General features: G+C 48.0%; 20 protein-coding genes. 14 read left to right on the top strand and 6 right to left on the bottom strand.

Translation table 11 applies throughout. From position 1 onward, the window contains the following. Positions 1–292: 292 nt before the first annotated feature. Genes AC3WVG_RS07665 through AC3WVG_RS07650 form a run of 4 tightly spaced genes read left to right on the top strand, consistent with a single transcriptional unit; the run spans position 293 to position 4,761 of the window. Positions 293–1,519, top strand: coding sequence for a glycosyltransferase (locus tag AC3WVG_RS07665; RefSeq protein WP_488797560.1), 1,227 nt, complete (start codon positions 293–295; stop codon positions 1,517–1,519). Continuing rightward, the gene (locus AC3WVG_RS07660; RefSeq protein ID WP_488797559.1) at positions 1,516–2,475 is read left to right on the top strand and encodes a glycoside hydrolase family 130 protein; all 960 of its coding nucleotides are present in this window, start codon (positions 1,516–1,518) and stop codon (positions 2,473–2,475) included. The genes AC3WVG_RS07665 and AC3WVG_RS07660 overlap by 4 nt, the downstream gene beginning before the upstream one ends. Next, positions 2,472–3,818, top strand: coding sequence for a glycosyltransferase (locus AC3WVG_RS07655; protein ID WP_488797558.1), 1,347 nt, complete (start codon positions 2,472–2,474; stop codon positions 3,816–3,818). Before AC3WVG_RS07660 ends, AC3WVG_RS07655 begins: the two co-directional genes overlap by 4 nt. Next, positions 3,805–4,761: a glycoside hydrolase family 130 protein gene (locus tag AC3WVG_RS07650; protein WP_488797557.1), complete on the top strand. Its 957-nt coding sequence runs from the start codon at positions 3,805–3,807 to the stop codon at positions 4,759–4,761. The genes AC3WVG_RS07655 and AC3WVG_RS07650 overlap by 14 nt, the downstream gene beginning before the upstream one ends. Positions 4,762–5,168: 407 nt before the next feature. Here the strand turns inward: AC3WVG_RS07650 and AC3WVG_RS07645 are convergent, their stop codons facing one another. From AC3WVG_RS07645 to AC3WVG_RS07635, 3 genes are all read right to left on the bottom strand, one after another. After that, positions 5,169–5,591 (bottom strand): phosphomannose isomerase type II C-terminal cupin domain, encoded by a 423-nt coding sequence (locus tag AC3WVG_RS07645; RefSeq protein WP_488797556.1) that lies wholly within the window; start codon positions 5,589–5,591, stop codon positions 5,169–5,171. Positions 5,592–5,611: 20 nt separating this feature from the next. Continuing rightward, positions 5,612–7,351 carry a sugar phosphorylase gene (locus tag AC3WVG_RS07640; protein ID WP_488797555.1) on the bottom strand — a complete coding sequence of 580 codons (1,740 nt, stop codon included), beginning with the start codon at positions 7,349–7,351 and terminating at the stop codon, positions 5,612–5,614. A 310-nt stretch (positions 7,352–7,661) separates the two neighbouring features. Continuing rightward, positions 7,662–8,921 carry a glycosyltransferase gene (locus tag AC3WVG_RS07635; RefSeq protein WP_488797554.1) on the bottom strand — a complete coding sequence of 420 codons (1,260 nt, stop codon included), beginning with the start codon at positions 8,919–8,921 and terminating at the stop codon, positions 7,662–7,664. A gap of 312 nt (positions 8,922–9,233) precedes the next feature. On the opposite strand from AC3WVG_RS07635, the gene AC3WVG_RS07630 reads away from it, so the two are divergent. The 6 genes from AC3WVG_RS07630 (at position 9,234) to AC3WVG_RS07605 (ending at position 15,307) form a co-directional block, all read left to right on the top strand. Beyond that, the gene (locus AC3WVG_RS07630; RefSeq protein ID WP_488797553.1) at positions 9,234–10,586 is read left to right on the top strand and encodes a glycerate kinase type-2 family protein; all 1,353 of its coding nucleotides are present in this window, start codon (positions 9,234–9,236) and stop codon (positions 10,584–10,586) included. 325 nt (positions 10,587–10,911) lie between these two features. Next, on the top strand, positions 10,912–11,730 hold the full coding sequence (locus AC3WVG_RS07625; RefSeq protein WP_488797552.1) for a hypothetical protein: 819 nt from the start codon (positions 10,912–10,914) through the stop codon (positions 11,728–11,730). A 225-nt stretch (positions 11,731–11,955) separates the two neighbouring features. Next, complete coding sequence (locus AC3WVG_RS07620) at positions 11,956–12,504, top strand: RNA polymerase sigma factor (protein WP_488797551.1); 549 nt, start codon at positions 11,956–11,958, stop codon at positions 12,502–12,504. Next, positions 12,504–13,145 carry an isoamylase early set domain-containing protein gene (locus AC3WVG_RS07615; protein ID WP_488797550.1) on the top strand — a complete coding sequence of 214 codons (642 nt, stop codon included), beginning with the start codon at positions 12,504–12,506 and terminating at the stop codon, positions 13,143–13,145. Before AC3WVG_RS07620 ends, AC3WVG_RS07615 begins: the two co-directional genes overlap by 1 nt. After that, complete coding sequence (locus tag AC3WVG_RS07610; protein WP_488797549.1) at positions 13,123–13,950, top strand: hypothetical protein; 828 nt, start codon at positions 13,123–13,125, stop codon at positions 13,948–13,950. The genes AC3WVG_RS07615 and AC3WVG_RS07610 overlap by 23 nt, the downstream gene beginning before the upstream one ends. 403 nt (positions 13,951–14,353) lie before the next feature. Further along, complete coding sequence (locus tag AC3WVG_RS07605; protein WP_488797548.1) at positions 14,354–15,307, top strand: tetratricopeptide repeat protein; 954 nt, start codon at positions 14,354–14,356, stop codon at positions 15,305–15,307. A gap of 81 nt (positions 15,308–15,388) precedes the next feature. On the opposite strand, the gene gap is transcribed toward AC3WVG_RS07605, so the two are convergent. The 3 genes from gap to surE form a co-directional block, all read right to left on the bottom strand. Next, positions 15,389–16,387 (bottom strand): type I glyceraldehyde-3-phosphate dehydrogenase, encoded by a 999-nt coding sequence (gap, locus tag AC3WVG_RS07600; protein ID WP_488797547.1) that lies wholly within the window; start codon positions 16,385–16,387, stop codon positions 15,389–15,391. A 130-nt stretch (positions 16,388–16,517) separates the two neighbouring features. Beyond that, positions 16,518–17,447: a class II fructose-1,6-bisphosphate aldolase gene (gene fba / locus AC3WVG_RS07595; RefSeq protein WP_488797546.1), complete on the bottom strand. Its 930-nt coding sequence runs from the start codon at positions 17,445–17,447 to the stop codon at positions 16,518–16,520. Between the two features lie 52 nt (positions 17,448–17,499). Further along, on the bottom strand, positions 17,500–18,261 hold the full coding sequence (surE, locus tag AC3WVG_RS07590; protein WP_488797561.1) for a 5'/3'-nucleotidase SurE: 762 nt from the start codon (positions 18,259–18,261) through the stop codon (positions 17,500–17,502). 141 nt (positions 18,262–18,402) lie between these two features. Between surE and AC3WVG_RS07585 the strand changes: the two genes are divergently transcribed. The 4 genes from AC3WVG_RS07585 (at position 18,403) to AC3WVG_RS07570 (ending at position 22,080) form a co-directional block, all read left to right on the top strand. Next, entirely contained in the window at positions 18,403–19,437 is a 1,035-nt protein-coding gene (locus AC3WVG_RS07585; RefSeq protein WP_488797545.1) for a 3'-5' exoribonuclease YhaM family protein, read from the top strand. After that, positions 19,413–20,051 (top strand): dTMP kinase, encoded by a 639-nt coding sequence (gene tmk, locus AC3WVG_RS07580; RefSeq protein WP_488797544.1) that lies wholly within the window; start codon positions 19,413–19,415, stop codon positions 20,049–20,051. Before AC3WVG_RS07585 ends, tmk begins: the two co-directional genes overlap by 25 nt. Positions 20,052–20,131: 80 nt before the next feature. Further along, the gene (locus AC3WVG_RS07575; protein WP_488797543.1) at positions 20,132–21,310 is read left to right on the top strand and encodes a DegT/DnrJ/EryC1/StrS family aminotransferase; all 1,179 of its coding nucleotides are present in this window, start codon (positions 20,132–20,134) and stop codon (positions 21,308–21,310) included. A gap of 2 nt (positions 21,311–21,312) precedes the next feature. Continuing rightward, a complete protein-coding gene (locus tag AC3WVG_RS07570) occupies positions 21,313–22,080 on the top strand; it encodes a glycosyltransferase family 2 protein (protein WP_488797542.1) in 768 nt (255 codons plus the stop codon). Positions 22,081–22,217 lie beyond the last annotated feature (137 nt).

Raw genomic sequence — 22,217 nt, 5'->3', positions numbered from 1 at the left:
GGGTCCAAGTCTTTGTACCAGCATGAAAGAAACCAAGACTGAAATAAACCTTGGATATTAAGTTGATAAAAAGGTTCGGCCACAGACTCAGAAGAAGAGCAGAACGCACTCCCTGGCGTTAAGGCCGCAAATATGTAACTCCGTCATCCATCAAGTTCCGAATTGCCCATTATTACAGCCGCATGACATCCTGGTGCCAGAGACGACGGCATTGCGAACACCCGCTATTAAGCACATGTAAGGGCCCTTTGCGACTACATCACGAACAAATACGACAAGAGGAACACAAACAATGAAGCCAATCGTCATCATTTCCAGCTGGCCGCCGAGACTGTGCGGTATAGCCACCTTTGCCGAAGAGGCGCGTGAGTTCATCCAAAAACATAATCCTACCCGCAAAGTGCTTGTGATCTGCCATACTGACGGCTCTGGTGACGGCGTCTTTCCCCTGATTGACATGACGCGGCACGGCTGGTGGAAGCCAGTGGTGAAAAAGATCAAGGAACTTGACCCCTCTGTCGTTCACATCGAGCATGAATATGGCCTCTATGAATTTTACGACGAACACGGGGCAGGCGACACCAACGCCGGTTTTCTGGCCTTACTTAAGGCCATCCAGGACTATCCCATCGTGGTAGAACCGCACACGGTGCATGGCCGTTTGCGCGACGCAGAGGCCAATTTCATCTTTCAGTTGTGCAAGCTCGCTGATGTGGTGATGTTCAAGTGCGCCTACCAGAAATGGCGGCTCCATTGGACCTTCGATAGCTTCGAATGGACGATGCCACGCAACATCATGATCGTGCCGCATGGCGCTCGACCCGATCGGCGCTGGCCGGTAGAAAAGGTACCTGAGCTGCGCGCCGAACTAGGGCTGGACCGAGCGTGCTGCCTCGGCCCCCACCTGGTTGGTCTGGTCGGGTGGATCCAAGCGAACAAGCGCTGGGACATCCTGATATCCATGTGGCGGGACATCGCCATCGAAATCAAGCGTTGCACCGGCGAGGAGTGGGATCTACTGGCGGCCGGCGCCATGCGCGATCCCCGTGACCTGTCGAACTACGAAAAATACAAGAGCGAGGTAGAACTGCTGGAACGCGAGGGACTGGCGCACTACTACGAGTTTGTTCCGCGCGGAGACATCTACTACAAGGTGATGGCCGTCTGCGACTTCATCGTACTGCCTTCCCAGGATGAAACACAATCCGGCACCCTGGCACGTATCATCGCCCTGAACAAACCCTTTATCACCACGGCCCCGATGGAGGGGCTGACCTCACAGACACTGGAAAGTGAAGGCGGCCTCATGTTTACCACGAAGAAGATGCTGAAGGAGAAAGTCATCCGCCTGGCCTGCTCCGAGGAACTGCGCATGGAGCTTGGCAGTAACCTCCGGCGCTACCTGGATGAGGTGGTATCATGGGACGTGGTGGCCAAACAGTACAACAAGGCCTACCGGCTGGCCCGCAAGGCGAATCGAACGGGGAAAGCGCCGGAACTGCCCATGGAGTTCGAATGATGGCCGGCACGATGGCTCTCTTCCAGCGCCACCCGGACAATCCGCTCCTGACGGTGCAGGCACTGCCCTATGCGGCCAACGCCGTGTTCAATCCCGGTGTCGCCGAGGTGGACGGAGAAACCCTCCTGCTCATGCGGGTCGAAGACCTTTGCGGCCGCTCCCATCTGACCTGCGCCCGTAGCCGCAACGGCATAGGAGACTGGCGGATAGACAGCACCCCCGCCCTGGCCCCCGGCTTCGAGAAGCATCCAGAAGAGGCCTGGGGCGTGGAGGATCCCCGCATTACATTTATCAAGGACCGGGCAGAGTGGGTGATCGCCTACACAGCCTATTCGGAATGCGGACCGCTCGTGTCCCTGGCTACGACCCGGGACTTCCTTTCCTTCCAAAGGTTGGGGCCGGCGCTTCCGCCGGAAAACAAAGATGCCGCGCTCTTTCCCCGGCGCATTGGCGACCACTATTGCATGCTGCATCGACCCGCTCGAGCCGTGCCTGGCGTCTCCGCACACATCTGGATTTCCTATTCCCCCGACCTGCGCTCATGGGGCGGGCACCGGCTGTTGCTGCCGTCCCGGGTTCCGGGTTTCTGGGACGCCGCCAAGATCGGCATCGCCGCGCCGCCCCTGGCGACATCCAAAGGCTGGTTGATCCTCTACCACGGCGTGCGCCGCATGGGTGCGGTGTATATCTACCGTCTGGGTTTGGCTTTGCTCGATCTCGATGATCCGAGCCGCGTGATCCGCCGTCTGGACAACTGGGTATTCGGCCCCGAGGCCCCCTGTGAACGGATGGGCGATACCCCCAACGTCGTCTTTCCCTGTGGATGGATCCTCGACGGAGATGAAATCCGGATGTACTACGGCGCCGCCGATACCTGCATCGCGCTCGCCACTGCCAGCCTTGATAAAGTGCTGGCCTGTCTTCTGGACCATCCATACAAAGGAGACCCGAGATGAGAATAGCACTGATTTCGCCCATTGCCTGGCGCACGCCACCCAGGCATTACGGCCCATGGGAACAGGTGGTCGCCTTGCTGGCGGATGGTCTCGTGGCCAGGAGGCATGATGTCACCCTATTTGCCACCGGGGATTCATGCACCACCGCACGCCTGCGTACCGTCTGCCCGCGTCCCTATGAGGAGGATAAATCGCTGGATCCCAAGGTGTGGGAATGCTTGCATATCGCAGAAGTGTTTGAAGACGCGGATGATTTCGATATCATCCACAATCACTTCGATTTCCTGCCGCTGAGCTATACAGGCTCGGTTTCCATCCCGATGGTGACGACGATTCACGGCTTTTCCTCCCAGGCCATCCTGCCGGCATACGAGCGGTACAACGGCAGAACAGCCTATGTATCCATCAGCGACGCAGACCGGAGCGAGCGGCTCGATTATGCCGCCACCGTCTATCACGGCATTGACCTAGCGCAATTTACCTTTCAGCCCGAGGCCGGAAGTTACCTGCTATTCTTCGGACGCATGCACCCGGACAAGGGCGCGGCCGAAGCGATCGCTATCGCCCGGGCAGCGGGTATGATGCTGCTCATGGCCGGCCCTGTTCAGGATAAATCTTACTTCGCAAGCCAGATCAAACCGCATGTTGACGGCCAGGCGGTCCGCTATCTGGGAGCAGTCGGTCCTGTGGAACGCAACCGGCTGCTTGGCGGCGCCCATGCCCTGTTGCACCCCATCGCCTTTGCCGAGCCATTCGGCCTCTCCGTCGTGGAGGCCATGGCCTGCGGCGCACCCGTGGTGGCCTTCGCCAAAGGCTCCATGCCGGAGTTGATCAGGGATGGAGAAACCGGATTTCTCGTCCACAGCGTAGAAGAAGCCGTGCGTGTCCTCAAACGGATTCCGGAGATTTCGCGAACAAGATGCCGTCGGGAGGCGGAGGCGCGCTTTTCCGCCGAACGCATGGTGGAGGATTATATCGCCGTCTACAAACAGGTAATAGCCGGACAGGAAAACGTGCGTCCGTGGGGCTATTACGAAGTGCTCTCCGACAGGCCTGAGCACAAGGTCAAGCGCATTACCGTGTATGCTGGCAAGCGTCTGTCACTGCAACGGCACCGGCGCCGATCCGAACACTGGCACATCGTGCGTGGCGCGGCCGTAGCGCAGGTGGGAGATAAGAAGCATCGCCTGGGCGCGCGGGATTCCATAGATATTCCGTGCGGCGCCGCCCATCGCATCGCCAACGTGGGCGAAAACGACATGGTGTTTATCGAGGTGCAGCAAGGGGAGTATTTCGGCGAAGACGACATCGAGCGGTTAGAGGACGATTATGGCCGGACATAGACTCGTCCGCCGTCACGAGCACAATCCGATCCTGACGCCGGATAACGTGCCCTACCCGGTGGCCACCGTGCACAACGCCGCCGTGATACGGCATAACGACCGCTACGTAATGCTGTTCCGTGCCCATTTGCGCAACGGCCATTCAGTCATAGGCATGGCTGAAAGCGAAGACGGGTTCCGCTTCACGGTCCGGCCCAAACCCTGGCTAACGACCGCTGTTGAGGGCGTATTCGCCGAATACGAGGCCTTCGGAGTGGAGGACCCCCGCATCTGCCGGATCGATGGGGCATATTACATCACCTACAGCGCCTATTCGGCGCACGGCGTGCGCATCGCACTCGCCAGGACGGAGGATTTCCAGCACGTCGAGCGCATCGCACTAATCACACAAGCGGATTATCGCAACGTCGTCCTCTTTCCACAGCGCTTTAACGGCCTCTACGCGCGTTTGGACCGCCCCCACACTGACAGCAACCCCTGGTCTATCTGGATTTCCTACTCTTCCGACCTCATCCATTGGGGTGAATCGCGACGGCTGATGGCGTCCATGCCGTACCATTGGGACGAACTCAAGATCGGACCCGGCGCCACGCCGTTTGCCACGGACCGGGGCTGGCTGCACATCTTCCACGGCGTCTTCCAGACAATGAACGGAGCCGTCTATCGACTCGGTGCCGCCCTGCACGCCCTCGATGACCCGGCAAGAATCGTGGCGGTGGCGGATGAGTGGATCCTCGAACCGGAGGACCCGTGGGAACGTTCAGGCTATGTGCCCAACGTGGTGTTCTGCTGCGGCGCGGTCCCCGAAGCAGACGGAACAGCGAAAATCTACTGGGGCGGAGCTGATACTGTGATGTGCGCCGGCAGCGCAGATATTGATGAACTCGTGGATGCGTGTCTGCAGCGTCCACGTCCGGCACTACCAGGTAGTAATGGAAAGTGACGTCAGGACTTAAAGAGTCTGTGTCCAAACCCCATTTTAACCGCTGATTGAAAGTCTTGGTTTCTGAAATGCATTACAAATGGCTTGGATAACCCAATCTTGACGATGCTTGCGGAAAAACAGAGCATCGGGAGGAATGGGCTAAATATTTTGCGATACTGACCATAACTATCGATAATAAAAAGAATATTTGTTTACCCAAAGTATCCCATTATGCTCTGTCCGCAAGCAAGTTTTAGATGGGTCCAAGTCTTTGTACCAGCATGAAAGAAACCAAGACTGAAATAAAACTTGGAAATTAAGTTGATAAAAAGGTTCGGCCACAGGCAAGGGAGTTTTTTCGCCTGTTTGACAAAAGTTCCGGATTGTTAATTGTCAATAAACAAAATTTACTCACTTTCACGAATTCAGGAACTATGAAAATTTGTCCTCTTAAGTAAGGTTCGGCCCCTGGAAGGTGCTCGGCCATAGTCGTCCTCCAGCCGCTCAATATCGTCCTCGCCAAAGTAATCTCCCAGTTGAATTTCAATAAAAACCAAATTTTCGGCCCCCTTATTTTGCACCCGGTGAATTACTCCGCAACCAATGTCCACTGCGTCCCCCGCACTGAATTCAAGCTCTCTGTCATTAAGAGTGACCACTGCCTCTCCCCTGACTATCAGCCAGTGCTCCTGACGGCGCTTGTGCCGCTGAAGAGAAAGTCTCTGGCCTGGTTTGACCACAATCCGTTTGACCTTGTGGTCTGGTTCATCAGCCAGTATGGTAAAACTTCCCCATGGGCGGTGTTCGGTTAACTGAATAAATTCTTTTTTTGTTATCTGAGCCACCATAGCTGTCCCTCCATCCAACACTAACACTCTTTCAACCAGCAACTTTGATAGGGGGTAAGATAAACATCGTCCTCTACCACAATATTGCTTATAATATCTTTCATTTTCTTACCCTTCAGCGCACCATCTAAATCAGAAAGACGAATACGCTGCTCTTTATCGCTCACATTGTGAAGACAAAAAACATCTCTCGTTTCCCCGTTTCTCAAAACTGCCCTTCTGACAACACCAAACAGTTCATCTGGCAAATCCAGAACCTCCTGAACGGCGTCGGGATGGAAAGCAGGCTCCTGGCTCCGTTTTCTTAACAGGTCGATATAAATGAAAAATACTTTGGCTGTAACCGTTTTAGGATCTGAGAGGAGTTTTCTTAACACCTCATCCTGAAAGCGTGCTCTGTTAATGGCCCGGTTTTGACCGGTCTCTTGCACACCTTCATAGTTGTTGCCAGTACCCATGAGGCTATGGAAATAAATGGCAGGGACACCCTGCAAACTGAGCATAATGGTCTGAGAACAGATAAAACGCTCTATCTGCCGGTTCACATCCTGAAGTTGTTTGGGATCTTTTAGAGCGTCAAAATAGGTAATATTCAACTCATAGGGTCTTTCCACGCCATTTGCGCAAGAGCGACAGGATACAAGTCCGCCAAGAGAGCGGATAGTCTGAACCAGTTCTTCAATCTCTTCTTCTTTCACTAATCCCTCTAAAGGCCGCACACCTATCCCATCGTGAGAGGCTGTAAAATTGAGGTAGGTACATCGGGGGCCAGGCGCAGTGAGTTCGGCCGCCCACTCACGCAAATACCTGGCTGAACCTCGGTGCAGTGTATAGAGTAAAAGAGGAGGCAGGCTGAATTGATATACCAGATGGGCCTCGTCTCCCTCCCCAAAATAGCTGATGTTTTGCGCATGCGGCAGGTTGGTCTCTGTCAACAGAAGAACTCCAGGCGCCAAATAGTCTGTTATGTCTCTGAACAACTTCACTATTTCATGGGTTTGAGGCAGATTAATGCACGGTGTCCCTATCTTTTTCCATAAATAGGCAATGGCGTCCAAGCGAATAATCCTGGCCCCTTTTGAGATATAAAAGAGCAGGATGTCCAGCATCTCCATCAGGACATCGGGATTGGCGTAATTTAAATCCACCTGGTCAGAGCTGAAAGTGGTCCAGACATATTTTTTTCCATAAACTGTTTGCACCTTGGTAAGAAGAGGCGTGGTCCTGGGTCTTACTACCTGAGAAAGATCAGCGCCAGGATCAACTTCTATAAAATAATCCATGGCTGGCGCAATTCCACCAATGTAATCCTGAAACCAACTTGAACAACGGGAAACATGGTTTAAAACCAGATCCACCATGAGGCGGAAGTCCTGGCTGATTTTTTTTATGTCCCCCCATTCTCCCAGAGCAGGATCAACTTTTCTATAATTAATAACAGAAAAGCCATCATCAGAGCTGTAGGGGAAAAATGGCAGAATATGGAGACATTCAATGGTCCCCTTCACATAATCCTGTAAAAAGCGGTGTAGGGTAAGAAGTGGCTTTTCTGCCTTTTTTCTCACCATGTCGCCATAACTGATAAGAAGACAAGTCTTTTCGTCCCACAGTTTGTCAGGACGACCTTGTTCTCTTAAAAAATCATACCGGGCTAACAGGAGTCCAATACGTTTCATGAGCCGCTTTTTATATTTTTCTCCATAAAGAAATTGCAGCCTTTTCTCTAATCGTTGTTTCAAGACGTCAGTAGAACTCCACATGTTCTATTCTCCATAAGATATCTGGCTTATTCTAAATATAGTGTGGTTTTAAAATTAACCTGTTTTTTACTTTAACTCAAGAGGTGGTAAGATTTTTTAATTATTCTGGAGTAATTTTCAGGAAAGCAAAAGATTAACTATTGAGGGTTAGGTGCAAGGATTGCTTTAGAATTCTTCTAACCAATTAAAAATATTGATTTCCCATATCTATTAAAGCTAGATTCTAAATGCCAGTTAAATTTTGGGAAAGTAGAAAAGACAGGAAATTCAAAGGGGCTAGATCTTACCCCTTAAGAGAGGAGAATTTGTTTTAAACTTGATTTTTTATGTTATTAATTAATATTTGCAGTCCATAGCGAAGCACTGGATAGCTATAATAGCGTTTTGCCAGTTCATAGTTGTAGTCAACCTGTTGTTGACGATATTCGCGGTTGTATAAAAGCTTTTTGGCCTCTTCTACCACGGGAGGAGTGATAAAACCATCCATTACAGGAACGCGAAATCCTTTAGGTTCAATGTCTCGCACCCATACAGGATAGCGGTTTACAATAACGGGGACTTTAAAGTAAAATGATTCCAGAAGGGCATTACCAAACCCTTCATAGATGCTAGGATAAATGACCAGATCGGCATGCAGATAGATATCGTGCAAGACGTAAATCTTTTTTCCCTGACAATTGACATGGCGCCGATAGTTGACCCGCTCCCCAAAAAAACGGATGTCCACTCCCACGGACTCGGCCAGGGCCATCAACTGTTCTTGATACTCTGAGCCCTCATCTCCGGCTGGATGAGAAACCACCAGCTTACAGCGTGGATCATTTAATCGTTGCAACAGGTTTATACTGTGCTCAATGCCTTTGCGAGGCACTACACGGGTTGGCTGCAGAATAAGTTTATCATCAGGAGAAAGACCTATTTCCTGACGCAGGTCAGCAGAGTACTCATCAGGAGGTAATGGCGGGCGATGAAAATTAATAACATTGGGAATGAGAAGAGAAGAAATTCCCTTACGTAATGCCAATTCTTCCCTGGCCGCCTGATTAATAACCACATGTTGCAGATGGAAATCACGCGGAGGAAAGGCCATGTCCAGAAAATCAGGGACACAATTGACCTGGAAGCGGCTACGTTCCCAGTAAAAATCATGGTGATGAGCTATGGCCGGCATCACGGTTTCGGAAAGAAATTCTGTAATGGCAATACCTAGGGGCAGATGCATGGGTATTGCCAGGGCGTTCTGAATGATGAGCAGAGTTAGGTCAAACTCTTTGACAAAATCATAGATGGTGCTTTTCAGATATTCAGCCAGGTCGTGGATATAGCGGGTAACTTTAGGGGAACGATGCGTACGCCCCCAGATATGTTCATTAATCCACTCGTTTGCAGGATGTTTGAAATAGGCCTCAGGAACACACATAGAAAACTTACGCCACCTCTCCAAAAGTCCGCCATACCAAAAACAGACATGGCCCTGCTCCTGTAATACCTCTGCCCATTTGGCAGCTTCCAGGGATACGCCGTCAGTCCCGGCAAAGCGAGTGGAAATAAAACCTATTCTTTCAGACATAGTGTTTACCCGTTAATAATAAAATAAAAATCAAGTTGTCACTACTCAAGCCATTTACTTTGTGTCAAGCAAGGTTAAGACTAGAATTTACAAAAGAAGCTAAGAAGTTCAGGGCAAGCGCATCTAATTTTTTATTTTATCACGTCTGCTCTGTGGGTTTCAATAGAAAGAATGTCTTTAGTAAGCCCTGCCTTTCCCGGGACAAACAAGCAAAAAAGTAAACAATTTTGCTTTATTGCTTCAAAACTTTAGTTATTTTAGCGTCAATTTAGATACGGAAACCCTGTTAAGAGGTTAAAAGGAGCCATATTTATGTATGAAAAGAGGTTACGCCAGCATGCGAGTCATATCCTCGCTGCCGCTCTTAAATCTGTGCAACCCCAGGCTGCCATTTCTGGTGCCCTGAACTATAGAGATTCCCAGTTGAAAACCGGCACCCACTGTTATGATCTCAACACTTACAAAAAAATCGTAGCAATTGGCGCTGGCAAAGCAGGTGCTGCCATGGCCGTGGCCTTGGAATATCTTCTTGGAGAACGGCTTGATGGTGGCTTGGTAGTAGTAAAGGATGCCCACACCCTGCCCACGAAAAAGATACGTCTTTTAGAGGCCGCCCATCCGGTCCCTGATGAACGAAGTATCAGGGCAGGCCAAGAGATTCTAGCGTTTGTGGATAGACACAGGTCTGAAGACACCCTTTTTTTCTTTCTTCTTTCTGGCGGAGCTAGCTCTTTACTGGTTGCGCCTGCCCCAGGTATTACCCTGGAGGACAAAAAAAAAGTAACGCGACTTCTCCTGGCAAGCGGAGCTAGTATTCAGGAAATCAATACCATACGCAAGCACTTAAGTCAGATTAAAGGCGGGCGCTTAGCCCGTCACCTCCACCCAGCTACAACAATAAGCCTGATTATCAGTGATGTGGTTGGTGATCGGCTGGATGTTATTGGCTCAGGACCGACAGCAGCAGATTCCAGTTCCTGGGCAGACTGTCATGAGATTCTCACCCGATATGACCTCTGGGACAGACTTCCGGAATCTGTGCAACAGCTGGTTTTACAGGGCCTGAAAGGCATTATTCCTGATACGCCATTTTCTGACGAAGAGTGTTTTAAAAATGTTTCTCATCACATTATAGCCTCCAATCGCCAAGCCCTTCTGGCCGCAGCCCGGGCTGCTTCCTCTCTAGGATATGCTCCTCTTATCTTAAGTTCCAGTATAGAAGGAGAGACAAAAGACATTGCCCGTGTGCATGTCAGTATAGCAAAAGAGATCTTAGAAAGTGGTCATCCAATGGCTCCTCCCTGTTGTGTAATCAGCGGGGGTGAGACCACAGTGAGCCTAAGCGAATCATATGGGCTCGGAGGCCGCAACCAGGAATTTGCCCTCTCAGCCGCTCTGGAATTGGAAGGATTAAAAAATGTCCTTATATTGTCGGCCGGTACTGATGGTACTGACGGTCCTACTGATGCTGCTGGCGCTATGGTGACAAGTTCAACCCTAGCCAGAGCCAAAAAATTAAACCTTGATGCCAGAAAGTTTCTCCACGAGCATGATGCCTATACTTTTTTTAAGCGCACACGCGAGTTAATAATAACCGGGCCTACTTTGACCAATGTCATGGACATTCATCTGGTTTTAGTGGATCAAACGAATAAGCAACCATAGCCATCATACTGAACAAGTGTAGAGGAAAAGATGATGTTTTTACTTTCTGCTGCAATCTTAGTCTCAGAGGCTGGGTAGCTGAGTCCATCTATCCTGCCCACAAAAACATGGATAACTTGGATTAATAGAGAGCTGAACTTCAAGCAATTCAGCTCGGATTAGGGGGCATAGGATTCTTTGGGACAGGCGCAAAAATAGCCCCTTTTCCAAATTTATTTTTTTTTGTGACTTTTTGCGTAGTTGGTTCGTATATATAAGTAAAAGTAAAAAGAACGGCCGTTCTAGTGGCTCAGGTTTAATCTTTAATTAAAAAAAGGGGGATTACATGTTTGCAAAATCATTCACCATGAAGGCTTCGTTAATAACTGGCATACTTTTTTTGGCTGGCTTGATCTTGCTTTTGGCCGGAACCAGGGTGCAGGCCGAAGACACAGCTGTAACCACAGAAACAGCAGTTAGCGTTACCACTGATACAGCCGTCACCACAACAGACACAGAAGTCAGTGTCGCCACCGAAACAGAAGTTGACCCAGTTGCAGAATTAACAACCGCCCTGGAACAGGTCCAAGAGGCAAGCTCGGAGCTGGAACAGGCTGAAATGACGGGAGATACAGAGGCGATCGAGCAGGCTCGCCAGCGCCAAAGTGAAGCCCAAAAGACCATGGAACAAAATCTTGCCAACATTGCCGGTGTTGAACCCGAGGATATCGCTGCAATGCGTGAAGCAGGTCTTGGATGGGGGCAAATAGCCCAGGAGTTAGGGCTGCATCCCGGCCTTCTGGGTCTAGGACACCAAAAAAACGAACCCGTTCAGGTGCAGGCACGTGTTAGAAACAAAGGAGAAGAGACACACCTTCAGGTTCGGGAACGGACGCGCGAAATGCTCAGAGAACATATGGAGGCCACTTCTCGCGACTTAAAAGGTGATTTCAACAAACATGCCCTATCTGCTGTGGATTCAAAAAGCCAAGGTATCGGTCTGGGAAGCTCAAAAACTGGTTCTCGAGCCTCACATAGTGCTGGCGGAACAGGACATGGCCTTGGCTCCTCCCATGGAAGCGGCCACGGTGGTGGTCATGGCGGGGGAAGTAGCGGCGGAGGTAGCGGCGGTGGCGGAGGCCACGGTGGTGGAGGCCATCGCTAACTCTGTAAAGGCTACAACTCTATAATTAAGTCGCAAGTATTATTAATCCGCCCCATTTCCTTTACCTTCGAAAGATTAAATATTAATGAGACTATATTTCGTAAGGTTCAAGAGAAATGGGGCTTACTAATTCAAGCAACCCAGGTTATTTTTGCTATAAATAAACCGGCAAAACTCTCTCTGACACTTACACCTAGCAGATAGCAAACTGAATATTCTCAACTTATGGATGCCTCTGACGAACAGCGCATAATCAACAAGGTTTTAAAAGGGGATACCAATGCATTCGGTATCCTCGTTAAAAGATATCAAAAACCTATTTTTAATCTCATGTATCGTATGACAGGCTCCCTTGATGAAGCTGCAGAGCTGACGCAAGAAGCCTTTATCAAGGCTTATGAAAAGTTGGAGCATTTTCAGCCTGGCAAAAAATTCTTCCCCTGGTTGTACGCAGTGGGGATAAACCATGCTAAAGATTTAATACGCAAAAACAAACGCCACCTATATTCTGAGGAGAACTCTGAGAAGCTGCCCGAATCAAGCCATTTATCAGACCAGCAGGACAGTATGAACGACAGCTTGGATTTCCAGCAGATACAAAATGCCCTTGTCGGGATGCCGCTAAAGTATCGCGAGGCGATCATTTTACGCTATCATGAAGAGATGTCCATGCGAGACATTGCTCAAGCCCTGCAAATTTCGGTCAGCGCCGCGAAAATGCGCGTCAGCCGCGGGCTAGAAATGCTTCGCCGAACTCTTCAGGGAGGTGAGTAATGAACAAAAATTCACCAGGTAATTTTTTAAAATCCAAAATCGATGTTTCAGGCAAAGATTTGAACGAACAAGACAAAATGAAGGAACTGCTCCACCTCACCCGAATGCTGCGAAACATGCCAGACCATGAACCACCTCCAAATCTGGCGGACACAGTCCTATGCTCACTTGAACCAAAAAAACTCTCTGTCTGGCGACGTTTATACCTTTGGGCTGTTTCTCCGCGTTCTATAACCATTTCCCCGGTGAGACTCATACCTGCTGCTGCGGTCTCTCTAGGCCTTATACTGTTTGTACTCTTCAACACATTGTCAGGCCACAAAAATCTTCTCAGCGAAAACGAACGAGGAGAGGACCTCGTTCCTGTCACGTTCATATTGCATTATCCACAGGCGCAGGCTGTCAGCGTTATTGGCTCATTCAACCGATGGAATCCGGCTGGCTTCGAAATGCGCAAGGAAAAAGAGAAGGATTTTTGGGTTTTGGAACTTAAACTCCCTAAAGGCCGTCACGAATACGCTTTTCTTGTAAACGATAAAGAGGTGGTGGCCGACCCTAACGCCGCGTTTCGCAAACCAGATCTATTCGGCAATACAAACTCTATCATTTTTGTCAGCGATGGACACGAAAACTCTATTTAAGAATAGTTTGCTCACTATTTTGTGCGTATTTTTATTAGCTTTGTGGCTTAATCCATCCATGACCTACGCCCAAAGCCCAGCAGCAAACAGTAACTTAATAAACAAGGCGCGCACAGTTGGAGTATCAGAGGCTGTCTTGAACCGGATGCTTTCGCTGGGGGCGGCACATCAACTTTCTCCGGCAGACATCAATCTCTTTTTGCAAGCCTTGGTTTCTGCACAAAAAGAAAAAATTCCTCTAAATCACTTAATGGGCAAGATCGAGGAAGGCCTGGCCAAAAGGGTCCCTCCCCGGATCATAGCCCAGGCGCTGCAACAAGAAATAGACAACTATAGCTATGTCCAAGAACTGGTCCTTGGGATAATATCTGAGCCTGCGGACAAAATAATATCCAGCGAAGACTTTAATGTGTTGGTGGATAGTCTCAATTTAGGTATTTCTCGCCCTGAGTTGGCGCGTTTCATCGAGTTGGCCCCTTCAGCACCATTGTCCATGCTGGCTATCGCAGTGGAAAATCTAGCGTTATTGAAGCAGATAAATTTCAATCTGGAACTCGCTGAACAAATTCTCTTCACCGGCTTGCGTTTCAAATGCTTTACACCATCGTGGCGTTATCTCGCCAGGGTGATTGCAGCCGCCCGGGAAAGGGGCATTTCAGACCAGGATATTGCTAAGATAACATTGCAGACTATTCGCAAAAAGGACGATTTCAAAGGCCTTATGAACTCGCTCGGATTTACTGGTCGCAATTTGCGCCATGGGCCAACTATGGGGCAACCTGATAATACACAGCCACCACAATAGTGGTACTGAGTCTGTGGCCAAGCCCCCATTTTAGCCGCTGATTGAAAGTCTTGGTTTCTGAAATGCATTACAAACGGCTTGGGTAACCCAATCTTGACGAAGCTTGCGGGAAAACAGAGCATCGGGAGGAATAAGTTAAATATTTTGCGACATTGACCATAACTATTCGATATCAAAAAGAATTTTTGTTTACCCAAAATGTCCCATTATGCTCTGTCCGCAAGCAAGTTTTAGTTGGGTCCAAGTCTTTGTACCAGCATGAAAGAAACCAGGACTGAAATAAACTATGGAAATTAAGTCGATAAAAAGGTTTGGCCACAGGTTCTCCTGTATTTAAAAAAGACTAAACCAGCAGACAAGGCCAATAAACTTAAGATACCCCCCCAAAAAGAGGAGGAAGTTCATGTGCCAAAAACTCCAGTTATTAGTCATCAGTCTAACCTTGTTTCTATGCGCTTGCTTGCCGAACGGCAAACGATTTCTCGTTGAGGAGCGTTACGAAGAGGGCATCCACGCTTTCGAACAAGTGCTCCAGGAAGACCCGGAAAACCATAAGGCAAATTATTATATAGGTCGTTTTTACCTTGCCCAGGAAAAACCAGACAAGGCTCTGCCCTATTTGCGCCGCGCCGTACAACTTGCTCCAGACAAGGCAGATTATCATTTTTGGCTTGGAGTTGCCTATTGGGCAGTCAGGGATTTTGAAAATGAACGCAAAAGCTATCGGCAAGCTCTTAAGCTGAACAAAAACCATGTCCCTGCCAGGCTTTATCTTGCCCACAACCTTTTGGACAATGGCCAGTGGGAAGCGGCCCTGAAAGAATATGACAGGGTGTTAAAAAACGATCCGTACAACCCAGAAGCACTCTATAATCGGGGGTTGGCACTCAAAAAATTGGATAGACCAACAGAGGAAATCAACGCATGGAAAAAATATCTAAAGTATTATCCGAGAGGAAGATGGGCACTACAGGCCGTTGACCATCTTAACGCCCTCGGCGACTTCTCATATCGCAACTTCACCATTGGTTACCGGCGGGTTACCCTGAAAAACATTTCTTTTGCACCCGGAACCGACAAAATCCTTCCCGAAGCAAAACCTTCATTGAAGGTTCTTGGCGGCATATTGAGCATCAATAAAAAGATTGCCCTAAAGATCATGGGGTATAAAAAAGGCGATCCTGTTCTGGCAAAGGCAAGAGCAAAGGCTGTGAGAAATTATTTGTTGAAAAATTTTCCAGATATTGATCCGACTCGCCTCACATACGATGGATATGGCAGGGCTGAGCGAGTTAGGTTCAAAAATAAAACATATTTTATTGACGAATCTATTTCCTTTGTTACCTTACGAAAATAAGCTAATTTATAGGACTAAGATTCTTCATGAACTGGTGGCCACTAATAAAGAAGCAGTCCCGCTTGTCAGCGGGACTGCTTCTTACATATCTTTAGCTATCATTTTTACCAGTCTGAGAAGCTGATTAGAAAACCCTGCCTCGTTATCATACCAGACAATCAATTTAATCATGGTCTCGTCCATAACCCTGGTGCACAGGGCATCAACCACCCCACCATGTATGCTCCCGTTAAAATCAATAGACACCAAAGGCTCCTCAGTATAACCCAGAGGACCATTAAGCGGGCCTTCCGCGGCAGCTTTTAAAACCGCATTAACCTCTTCCGCAGTGGTCTTCTTTTCCACTTCGGCTACAAAGTCCACCAAGGAAACATTGGGGGTAGGAACGCGCACGGCCATTCCATCCAGTTTACCTTCGAGTTCCGGGATCACTTTGGTCACTGCCTTGGCCGCTCCAGTTGTAGTTGGAATCATGGACATGGCCGCGGCACGGGCCCGGCGCAGATCTTTGTGTGAGCCGTCCAAAATTCTTTGGCTCATAGTGTACGAATGAACAGTGGTCATTACCCCGTGCTTAATACCAAAATTTTCATGAATAACTTTAACTGCCGGGGCCAGGCAATTGGTAGTACATGAGGCGTTGGAGATAATCTTATATTCCGGCTTGTACTCATGATCATTAACGCCCATAACAATGGTGACGTCAGGATCTTTTCCTGGCGCACTAATAACCACCTTTTTGGCCCCACAGGCCAAATGTTTTTCACAACTTTCTCTATCCCGAAATTTGCCAGTAGTCTCTAAAAGAATATCTATACCATAATCTCCCCAAACCCATTCTCCTGGCGCCTTTCTGGTCACATAGACCTGGCTACCTTCTAAAATAAAACCTTCTTCATTGGCCTTTACCTGGCCGCTAAAACGGCCATGCACAGAATCATATTTGAGCAAATGGGCTAGGGTGTTGTTATCGGCCCTGGCATTTACCATGACCAGCTCCAGATCCTTATTACCAGCCAACAACCTGGCCATATAGCGTCCAATCCGACCAAATCCATTGATGCCAATTCTCAAAGCCATGTTTACCTCCATTTGAGTTTATGGGTTAATGAGTAAATGAGTTTATGGGATATGAACAGATATGGTTGTTGGCCAGCAAAATCAAAAACACCAACAAAACCATCCACCCACTCATCTACCCATCTGCCCATTACCCAACTACCTTATTGGATGAACCAAGTACATGCTTTATTTTATGTTGAACCATATCTTTAACAGCCTGCCTGGCAGCCCCCAAATATTTACGCGGATCAAACACACCAGGGTTCTCCTTGAGATATTTTCGAATGACCGCGGTCATGGCCAAACGAATATCCGTATCAATATTAATCTTGCATATACCCATGCTGGCAGCTTTGCGCAAAAGCTCTTCCGGTACTCCCTTTGCGCCAGCCACATCTCCGCCATATTGATTACACATCTCTACGAACTCAGGCAGCACAGATGAAGCTCCGTGCAAAACCAAGGGGAATCCTGGCAGCATGCTGGAAATCTTTTCCAGACGTTCAAAATCTAATTTCGGTTCTCCCTTGAACTTATAGGCTCCGTGGCTTGTTCCAATGGCAATGGCCAAAGAATCACAACCAGTGCGCTCCACAAACTCCACGGCTTCATCTGGATCCGTATAGATACTTTCTTCTGAGCTGACTTCATCCTCAACTCCAGCCAAGCGGCCCAATTCGGCCTCCACCCACACCCCTTTATCATGGGCATACTCAACCACCTGCCGTGTCAATGCGATATTCTCTTCAAAGGGAAGATGAGACCCATCAATCATCACCGAGCTAAATCCCGCATCAATAACTTCCTTACAAATTTCAAAATTTTGTCCGTGGTCCAGATGCAAAACAATAGGCAGATCCGTCTCCTCTAAAGCAGCCTCCACCAATTTAATTATATAATTCTGGCCAGCATATTTGCGCGCACCTGCAGAAACCTGCAGGATAAGAGGAGACCTTTCTTCCTCTCCAGCCATAATAATGCCCTGGATGATCTCCATATTATTTACATTAAAAGCACCAACAGCAAACCCCTCTTTATAGGCCCGGGCAAACATTTCCTTGGGAGATGTTAATGGCATAATCTTTCCTCCTTGTTAAAAAATTTCGCGCCGCCAAACCTAACTAGGTCGTTCATCCTTCATTTATATTCCACTTCTCCAACTCCTTTAACAATTCCCAATTAGTCAAATCAAATTTTAGAGGAGTCAGAGTAATATATCCTTTTGAGAGAAGATAACGATCTGTATTTTCCTGCACCTTATGCATGGGAATCTCTCCCCCCAGCCAGTAATAGGATCGTCCCCTAGGATCCTGGCGATGATCATAAAAGTCCTTATACGCAACATCTGTTTGCGGACAAATTTTTAACCCTGCGCATTCATCAAGATCTATGGCTGGAAAATTCAAATTTAATACACAACGCTCAGGCAGGCTACTCCAAGAAAATTTGGCCACAAACCTGGATACCCACTCTGCCTGATCTGTCAGGTCCTGGGGGGAAAAATTATCAACAGAGACAGCCAGGGCGGACAGACCTACCAAGGCCCCTTCAGTAGCCGCTGAAACAGTTCCGGAATAAATTACATCTACGCCTACGTTAGCTCCGTTATTTATCCCTGAAATTATCAAATCTGGTCGGCTGGATAAATAATGGCTTACAGCCCATTTTACACAGTCCACAGGTGTCCCGGAAAGCCCTAACCCCCGGAAACCGTCTTCTTTTATTTCCTTTACCCGCACAGGAGAAAAAATAGTTACGGAGTGACCCACTGCGCTTTGTTCTGTAAGTGGCGCCACCACACAAACATTATGCCCGGCCTGAGTCAGTGACCGGTACAGACATCTGAGACCGACGGCATGGATACCATCATCATTGGTCAAGAGAATGTCCATTTTTTTCATAATAACGAATTCCTGATTACATAGTTTTTATTGCTTGCTTCCTAATCCATGCTTGATTAAGCTAATCTCAGATTTTTTGACTATAGAATCTGATGTGCAATTAACTCAGGACTCAAGGATTGGCAACAGAAGATGAAGAAAAAAATATATATACAAGACTTAAAGCAAGGCCAGCAAATAGCGGATATATTTGTTATTACCTCGGCCAGACTGGCCCAAGCCAAAAACGGTCCTTACTGGCAATTATCCTTTCAGGACAAAACAGGGCAGATACAGGCCCGAATCTGGAGCCCGTTAAGTCAGAACTTTCCGGACTTAAAACCCGAACAATTTGTCTTTGTCCGAGGCAATGTTCAACTCTTTGGCGATACTTTGCAAATCAATGTTGAGCAGATGGAGTTCCTTGATTTAGACCAGGTAGACCTGGCCAATTTTGTGCCGGCGAGTAAAACCCCACCTGAAGAACTTTATGCCCAACTTTGCCAGCTTTTGAAACAGGAACTTAGTTTTCCAACCTGGAAGAAACTTAGCAAAAAAATCTTTTCCAATCCTGAAATCAAGGAGGCCCTGCTCAATGCCCCGGGAGGAAAATCTATCCATCATGCCTATATGGGCGGACTTTTGGAACACACTTTAGGAGTATGCAAAATCTGCCTTTCCATCTGTGATTTATATCCGGGATTGGACCGGGAAATTCTTGTTTTAGCCGCCGCTTTACATGACTTGGGCAAGGCCTTTGAAATTAGCCCGGGGTTAAGCCGCGAATACACAGATCAAGGCAAACTTCTGGGACATATCTTTTTGGGCTTGGAAATCTTGGAACCACATTTAAAAAAACTGGGAGACGTTCACCCTGAACTCATCCTTCATCTCAAGCACATTATTATCAGCCATCACGGGGAACTCGAATTTGGCTCACCCAAACGGCCTAAAACTCACGAGGCGTTTGTTCTCCACTATGCGGACAATCTGGATGCAAAGATGAACACCATAGATCAAGCTCTTGAACCTTTGGGCGAAGATGATAGTAACACCCCTTACTGGTCAGATTATAACCGCTCCCTGTCCAGGCCCGTGTATCGGCCACTGCGTACCCCAAAAGAGACTAACTCCCCAAAAAATAAAGAAAAAAGGACAAATCGATGTTTATTACCTTTGAAGGCATAGAAGGATGTGGGAAAACCACCCAGGTGAACAAGCTAAGAGAATATTTTGAGTCTCAGGGTAAAGATGTTCTCGTTACGTTAGAGCCCGGTGGGAGCAGGTTAGGCAAAACACTGCGCAAGATTTTGTTGTCCATGGAAAGCCAGGACCTGACCAAAGAGGCAGAACTTTTTCTTTATCTGGCTGACCGGGCCCAGCATGTCGAACAGGTTATCCGCCCGGCTCTTGCCAAGGGCCAGATTGTCATTTCCGATCGATATGCTGACTCGACCATTGTCTACCAAGGCTATGGCCGAGGGCTGGATCCTCAAACTTTGCATTCTTTTAATGAAACTGCCACTAAAGGCTTATGGCCCGACCTGACAATTCTTCTTGATTTGCCAGTAGAAATTGGTTTGAAACGGGCCGTGACCAGAAACATTCAAAAAAAACTAACAAAAGATGAGGGCCGATTCGAGGCGGAGAGTATTAAATTTCATAATAGAGTCCGGGAAGGCTACCTGACCTGGGCCGCGCTTAATAAAAACAGGTTTGTGATAGTGGACGCCACTGGCGAGATTGACGAAATTTTTACACAGATCCTTAATAAAATAACAAGGTTTGAAGAGAAAGAATAGAGTGCATATCAAATCAGACTTGAAGCTCCAATTAAAAAAAAATTTAGTTCACTTTACTCACTCACAAATAAAGGAGAAACATGCAACCAATTCGCTCAAAAGATAATTTTTTGGTCTTTGGTGCGCCATTGATTGAAGAAGATGAAATTACCGAAGTTGTGCACAGCTTAAAAACTGGCTGGCTGGGCACCGGCCCCAAAGTAGCAAAATTTGAAGAAGATTTTAAAAAATATAAACAGGCTCCTTATTCTGTCGCTCTAAATTCCTGCACTGCTGCACTGCATTTAAGCCTTATTGCCGCTGGGATTGGCCCGGGGGACGAGGTCATTACTACCCCCCTGACCTTTTGCGCCACAATAAACGCCATTATCCATAGCGGAGCCACTCCGGTTCTGGCAGACGTAGACCCCGAAAGCATGAATATCGATCCTGAGCAAATAGCTTCCAAAATCACCTCCAAAACCAAGGCTATTCTGCCAGTCCATTTTGCAGGCCGGCCATGCGAAATGGAACCCATAATGGATTTGGCTAAAAAATCTGGACTAATGGTCATTGAGGACTGTGCCCATGCTATCGAGTCTGAATACAAGGCCACTCCCTGTGGTACGTTTGGTGATTTTGGCTGTTTTAGTTTTTATGTAACCAAAAACGTAGTCACTGGTGAAGGGGGGATGGTTCTCACCCAAAAGGAAGAATACGCCGCTAGGATAAAAGTGCTGGCTCTGCATGGCATGAGCAGTGACGCCTGGCGTAGGTTTTCAGATAAAGGATATAAACATTACCTGGTTACAGAAGCAGGGTTTAAATACAACATGATGGATCTACAGGCAGCCATAGGACTACACCAACTAAAACGGGTGGAAGAAAACTGGCTCAAGAGACAATCTATCTGGCACACATACAATAAAGCTCTGGAAAACTTGCCGCTGACCCTGCCTGCAGACCCAGAACCAGAGACCAGACACGGCTATCATTTGTATACAATTTTAATTGATAAGGAAAAAGCCGGTATAACCCGGGATGAATTTCTTGAGGCTATGCATTGCCACAATATAGGCACCGGGGTCCACTATTTAAGCATTCCGGAACACCCTTATTATCAGAAAAGATTTGGCTGGAAACCAGAAGACTACCCACATGCCATGCGTATTGGTCGGCAAACTGTTAGTCTTCCTCTCTCTGCCAAGCTAAACGAGCAGGATGTCCAGGATGTTATTCTGGCCGTAAAAACCATTTTAACGAAAGAAGGTGCAAACTAACCATGTCCTCCCAGGTTACCGGCCTTGTGCTCACATTTAATGGCCAACGCCATCTCAAAGAATGTCTAAAAAGCCTAAACTTTTGTGATGAGATCCTGGTTGTGGACTCGGAAAGTACCGACCAAACAGTGGCCATTGCCCGAGAATACGGTGCTAGAGTCATTGTTAATCCCTGGCCGGGCCCGGCCAAGCAATTTGAGTTTGCCTTTAAGCACATCAACACCCCCTGGGTTGTCTCCCTGGACCAGGATGAAATTCTCTCTCCCAGGCTCCGGCAAGAAATAGTCGCGGCTTTGCAAAGGCCAGAGGATTATACCGCTTTCTACTGCCCGCGCACCTCTTTTTATTTTGACCGCTTTATCCGCTACAGTGGATGGTACCCAGATTATCTGCTGCGAGTCTTTCTTCTGGAAAAGACTTATATCCATACATCAGGACCTCATTACGGATTCCGTACCAGAGGAAAAACCAGAAAGCTTCGCGGTGACATTATTCACTATCCATACAGAAATCTTAAGGAACACATGGACAAGATTAACTATTACACACAAGTGGCAGCTGAAGAGATGTTCGCCCAGGGGAAAACAGCATCCCTGCTCAAGGCCCTGGGACATGGTCTGGGCAGATTTTTAAAGCTCTATATCTTAAAAAGAGGCTTTCTGGACGGCAAGGCAGGATTCATTCTGGCCATAAATTCTTTCTTTTACGCCTTTCACAAGTATATTCGTCTGGCTGAACTCCACACAAACAAAAATGAAACCCAAAATTAAAATTTTTAAAAAAAGTTGTTGACAAACAAACTTGAGACCTATAAATAGACATTCTCCGTTGGGCGGGGGCGGATAGCTCAGTTGGGAGAGCATCGGCCTTACAAGCCGAGGGTCACAGGTTCGAGCCCTGTTCCGCC

The organism is Desulfovulcanus sp. (genome assembly GCF_982781345.1).
Note: the sequence above shows the minus strand (reverse complement) of the source record. Positions and strands in the feature narration are given on the sequence as shown.

Coding starts and splice junctions, on each gene's coding strand:
- AC3WVG_RS07665 (WP_488797560.1), top strand. CDS start 293: ATGAAGCCAATCGTCATCATTTCCAGCTGGCCGCCGAGACTGTGCGGT.
- AC3WVG_RS07660 (WP_488797559.1), top strand. CDS start 1,516: ATGATGGCCGGCACGATGGCTCTCTTCCAGCGCCACCCGGACAATCCG.
- AC3WVG_RS07655 (WP_488797558.1), top strand. CDS start 2,472: ATGAGAATAGCACTGATTTCGCCCATTGCCTGGCGCACGCCACCCAGG.
- AC3WVG_RS07650 (WP_488797557.1), top strand. CDS start 3,805: ATGGCCGGACATAGACTCGTCCGCCGTCACGAGCACAATCCGATCCTG.
- AC3WVG_RS07645 (WP_488797556.1), bottom strand. CDS start 5,591: ATGGTGGCTCAGATAACAAAAAAAGAATTTATTCAGTTAACCGAACAC.
- AC3WVG_RS07640 (WP_488797555.1), bottom strand. CDS start 7,351: ATGTGGAGTTCTACTGACGTCTTGAAACAACGATTAGAGAAAAGGCTG.
- AC3WVG_RS07635 (WP_488797554.1), bottom strand. CDS start 8,921: ATGTCTGAAAGAATAGGTTTTATTTCCACTCGCTTTGCCGGGACTGAC.
- AC3WVG_RS07630 (WP_488797553.1), top strand. CDS start 9,234: ATGTATGAAAAGAGGTTACGCCAGCATGCGAGTCATATCCTCGCTGCC.
- AC3WVG_RS07625 (WP_488797552.1), top strand. CDS start 10,912: ATGTTTGCAAAATCATTCACCATGAAGGCTTCGTTAATAACTGGCATA.
- AC3WVG_RS07620 (WP_488797551.1), top strand. CDS start 11,956: ATGGATGCCTCTGACGAACAGCGCATAATCAACAAGGTTTTAAAAGGG.
- AC3WVG_RS07615 (WP_488797550.1), top strand. CDS start 12,504: ATGAACAAAAATTCACCAGGTAATTTTTTAAAATCCAAAATCGATGTT.
- AC3WVG_RS07610 (WP_488797549.1), top strand. CDS start 13,123: ATGGACACGAAAACTCTATTTAAGAATAGTTTGCTCACTATTTTGTGC.
- AC3WVG_RS07605 (WP_488797548.1), top strand. CDS start 14,354: ATGTGCCAAAAACTCCAGTTATTAGTCATCAGTCTAACCTTGTTTCTA.
- gap (WP_488797547.1), bottom strand. CDS start 16,387: ATGGCTTTGAGAATTGGCATCAATGGATTTGGTCGGATTGGACGCTAT.
- fba (WP_488797546.1), bottom strand. CDS start 17,447: ATGCCATTAACATCTCCCAAGGAAATGTTTGCCCGGGCCTATAAAGAG.
- surE (WP_488797561.1), bottom strand. CDS start 18,261: ATGGACATTCTCTTGACCAATGATGATGGTATCCATGCCGTCGGTCTC.
- AC3WVG_RS07585 (WP_488797545.1), top strand. CDS start 18,403: ATGAAGAAAAAAATATATATACAAGACTTAAAGCAAGGCCAGCAAATA.
- tmk (WP_488797544.1), top strand. CDS start 19,413: ATGTTTATTACCTTTGAAGGCATAGAAGGATGTGGGAAAACCACCCAG.
- AC3WVG_RS07575 (WP_488797543.1), top strand. CDS start 20,132: ATGCAACCAATTCGCTCAAAAGATAATTTTTTGGTCTTTGGTGCGCCA.
- AC3WVG_RS07570 (WP_488797542.1), top strand. CDS start 21,313: ATGTCCTCCCAGGTTACCGGCCTTGTGCTCACATTTAATGGCCAACGC.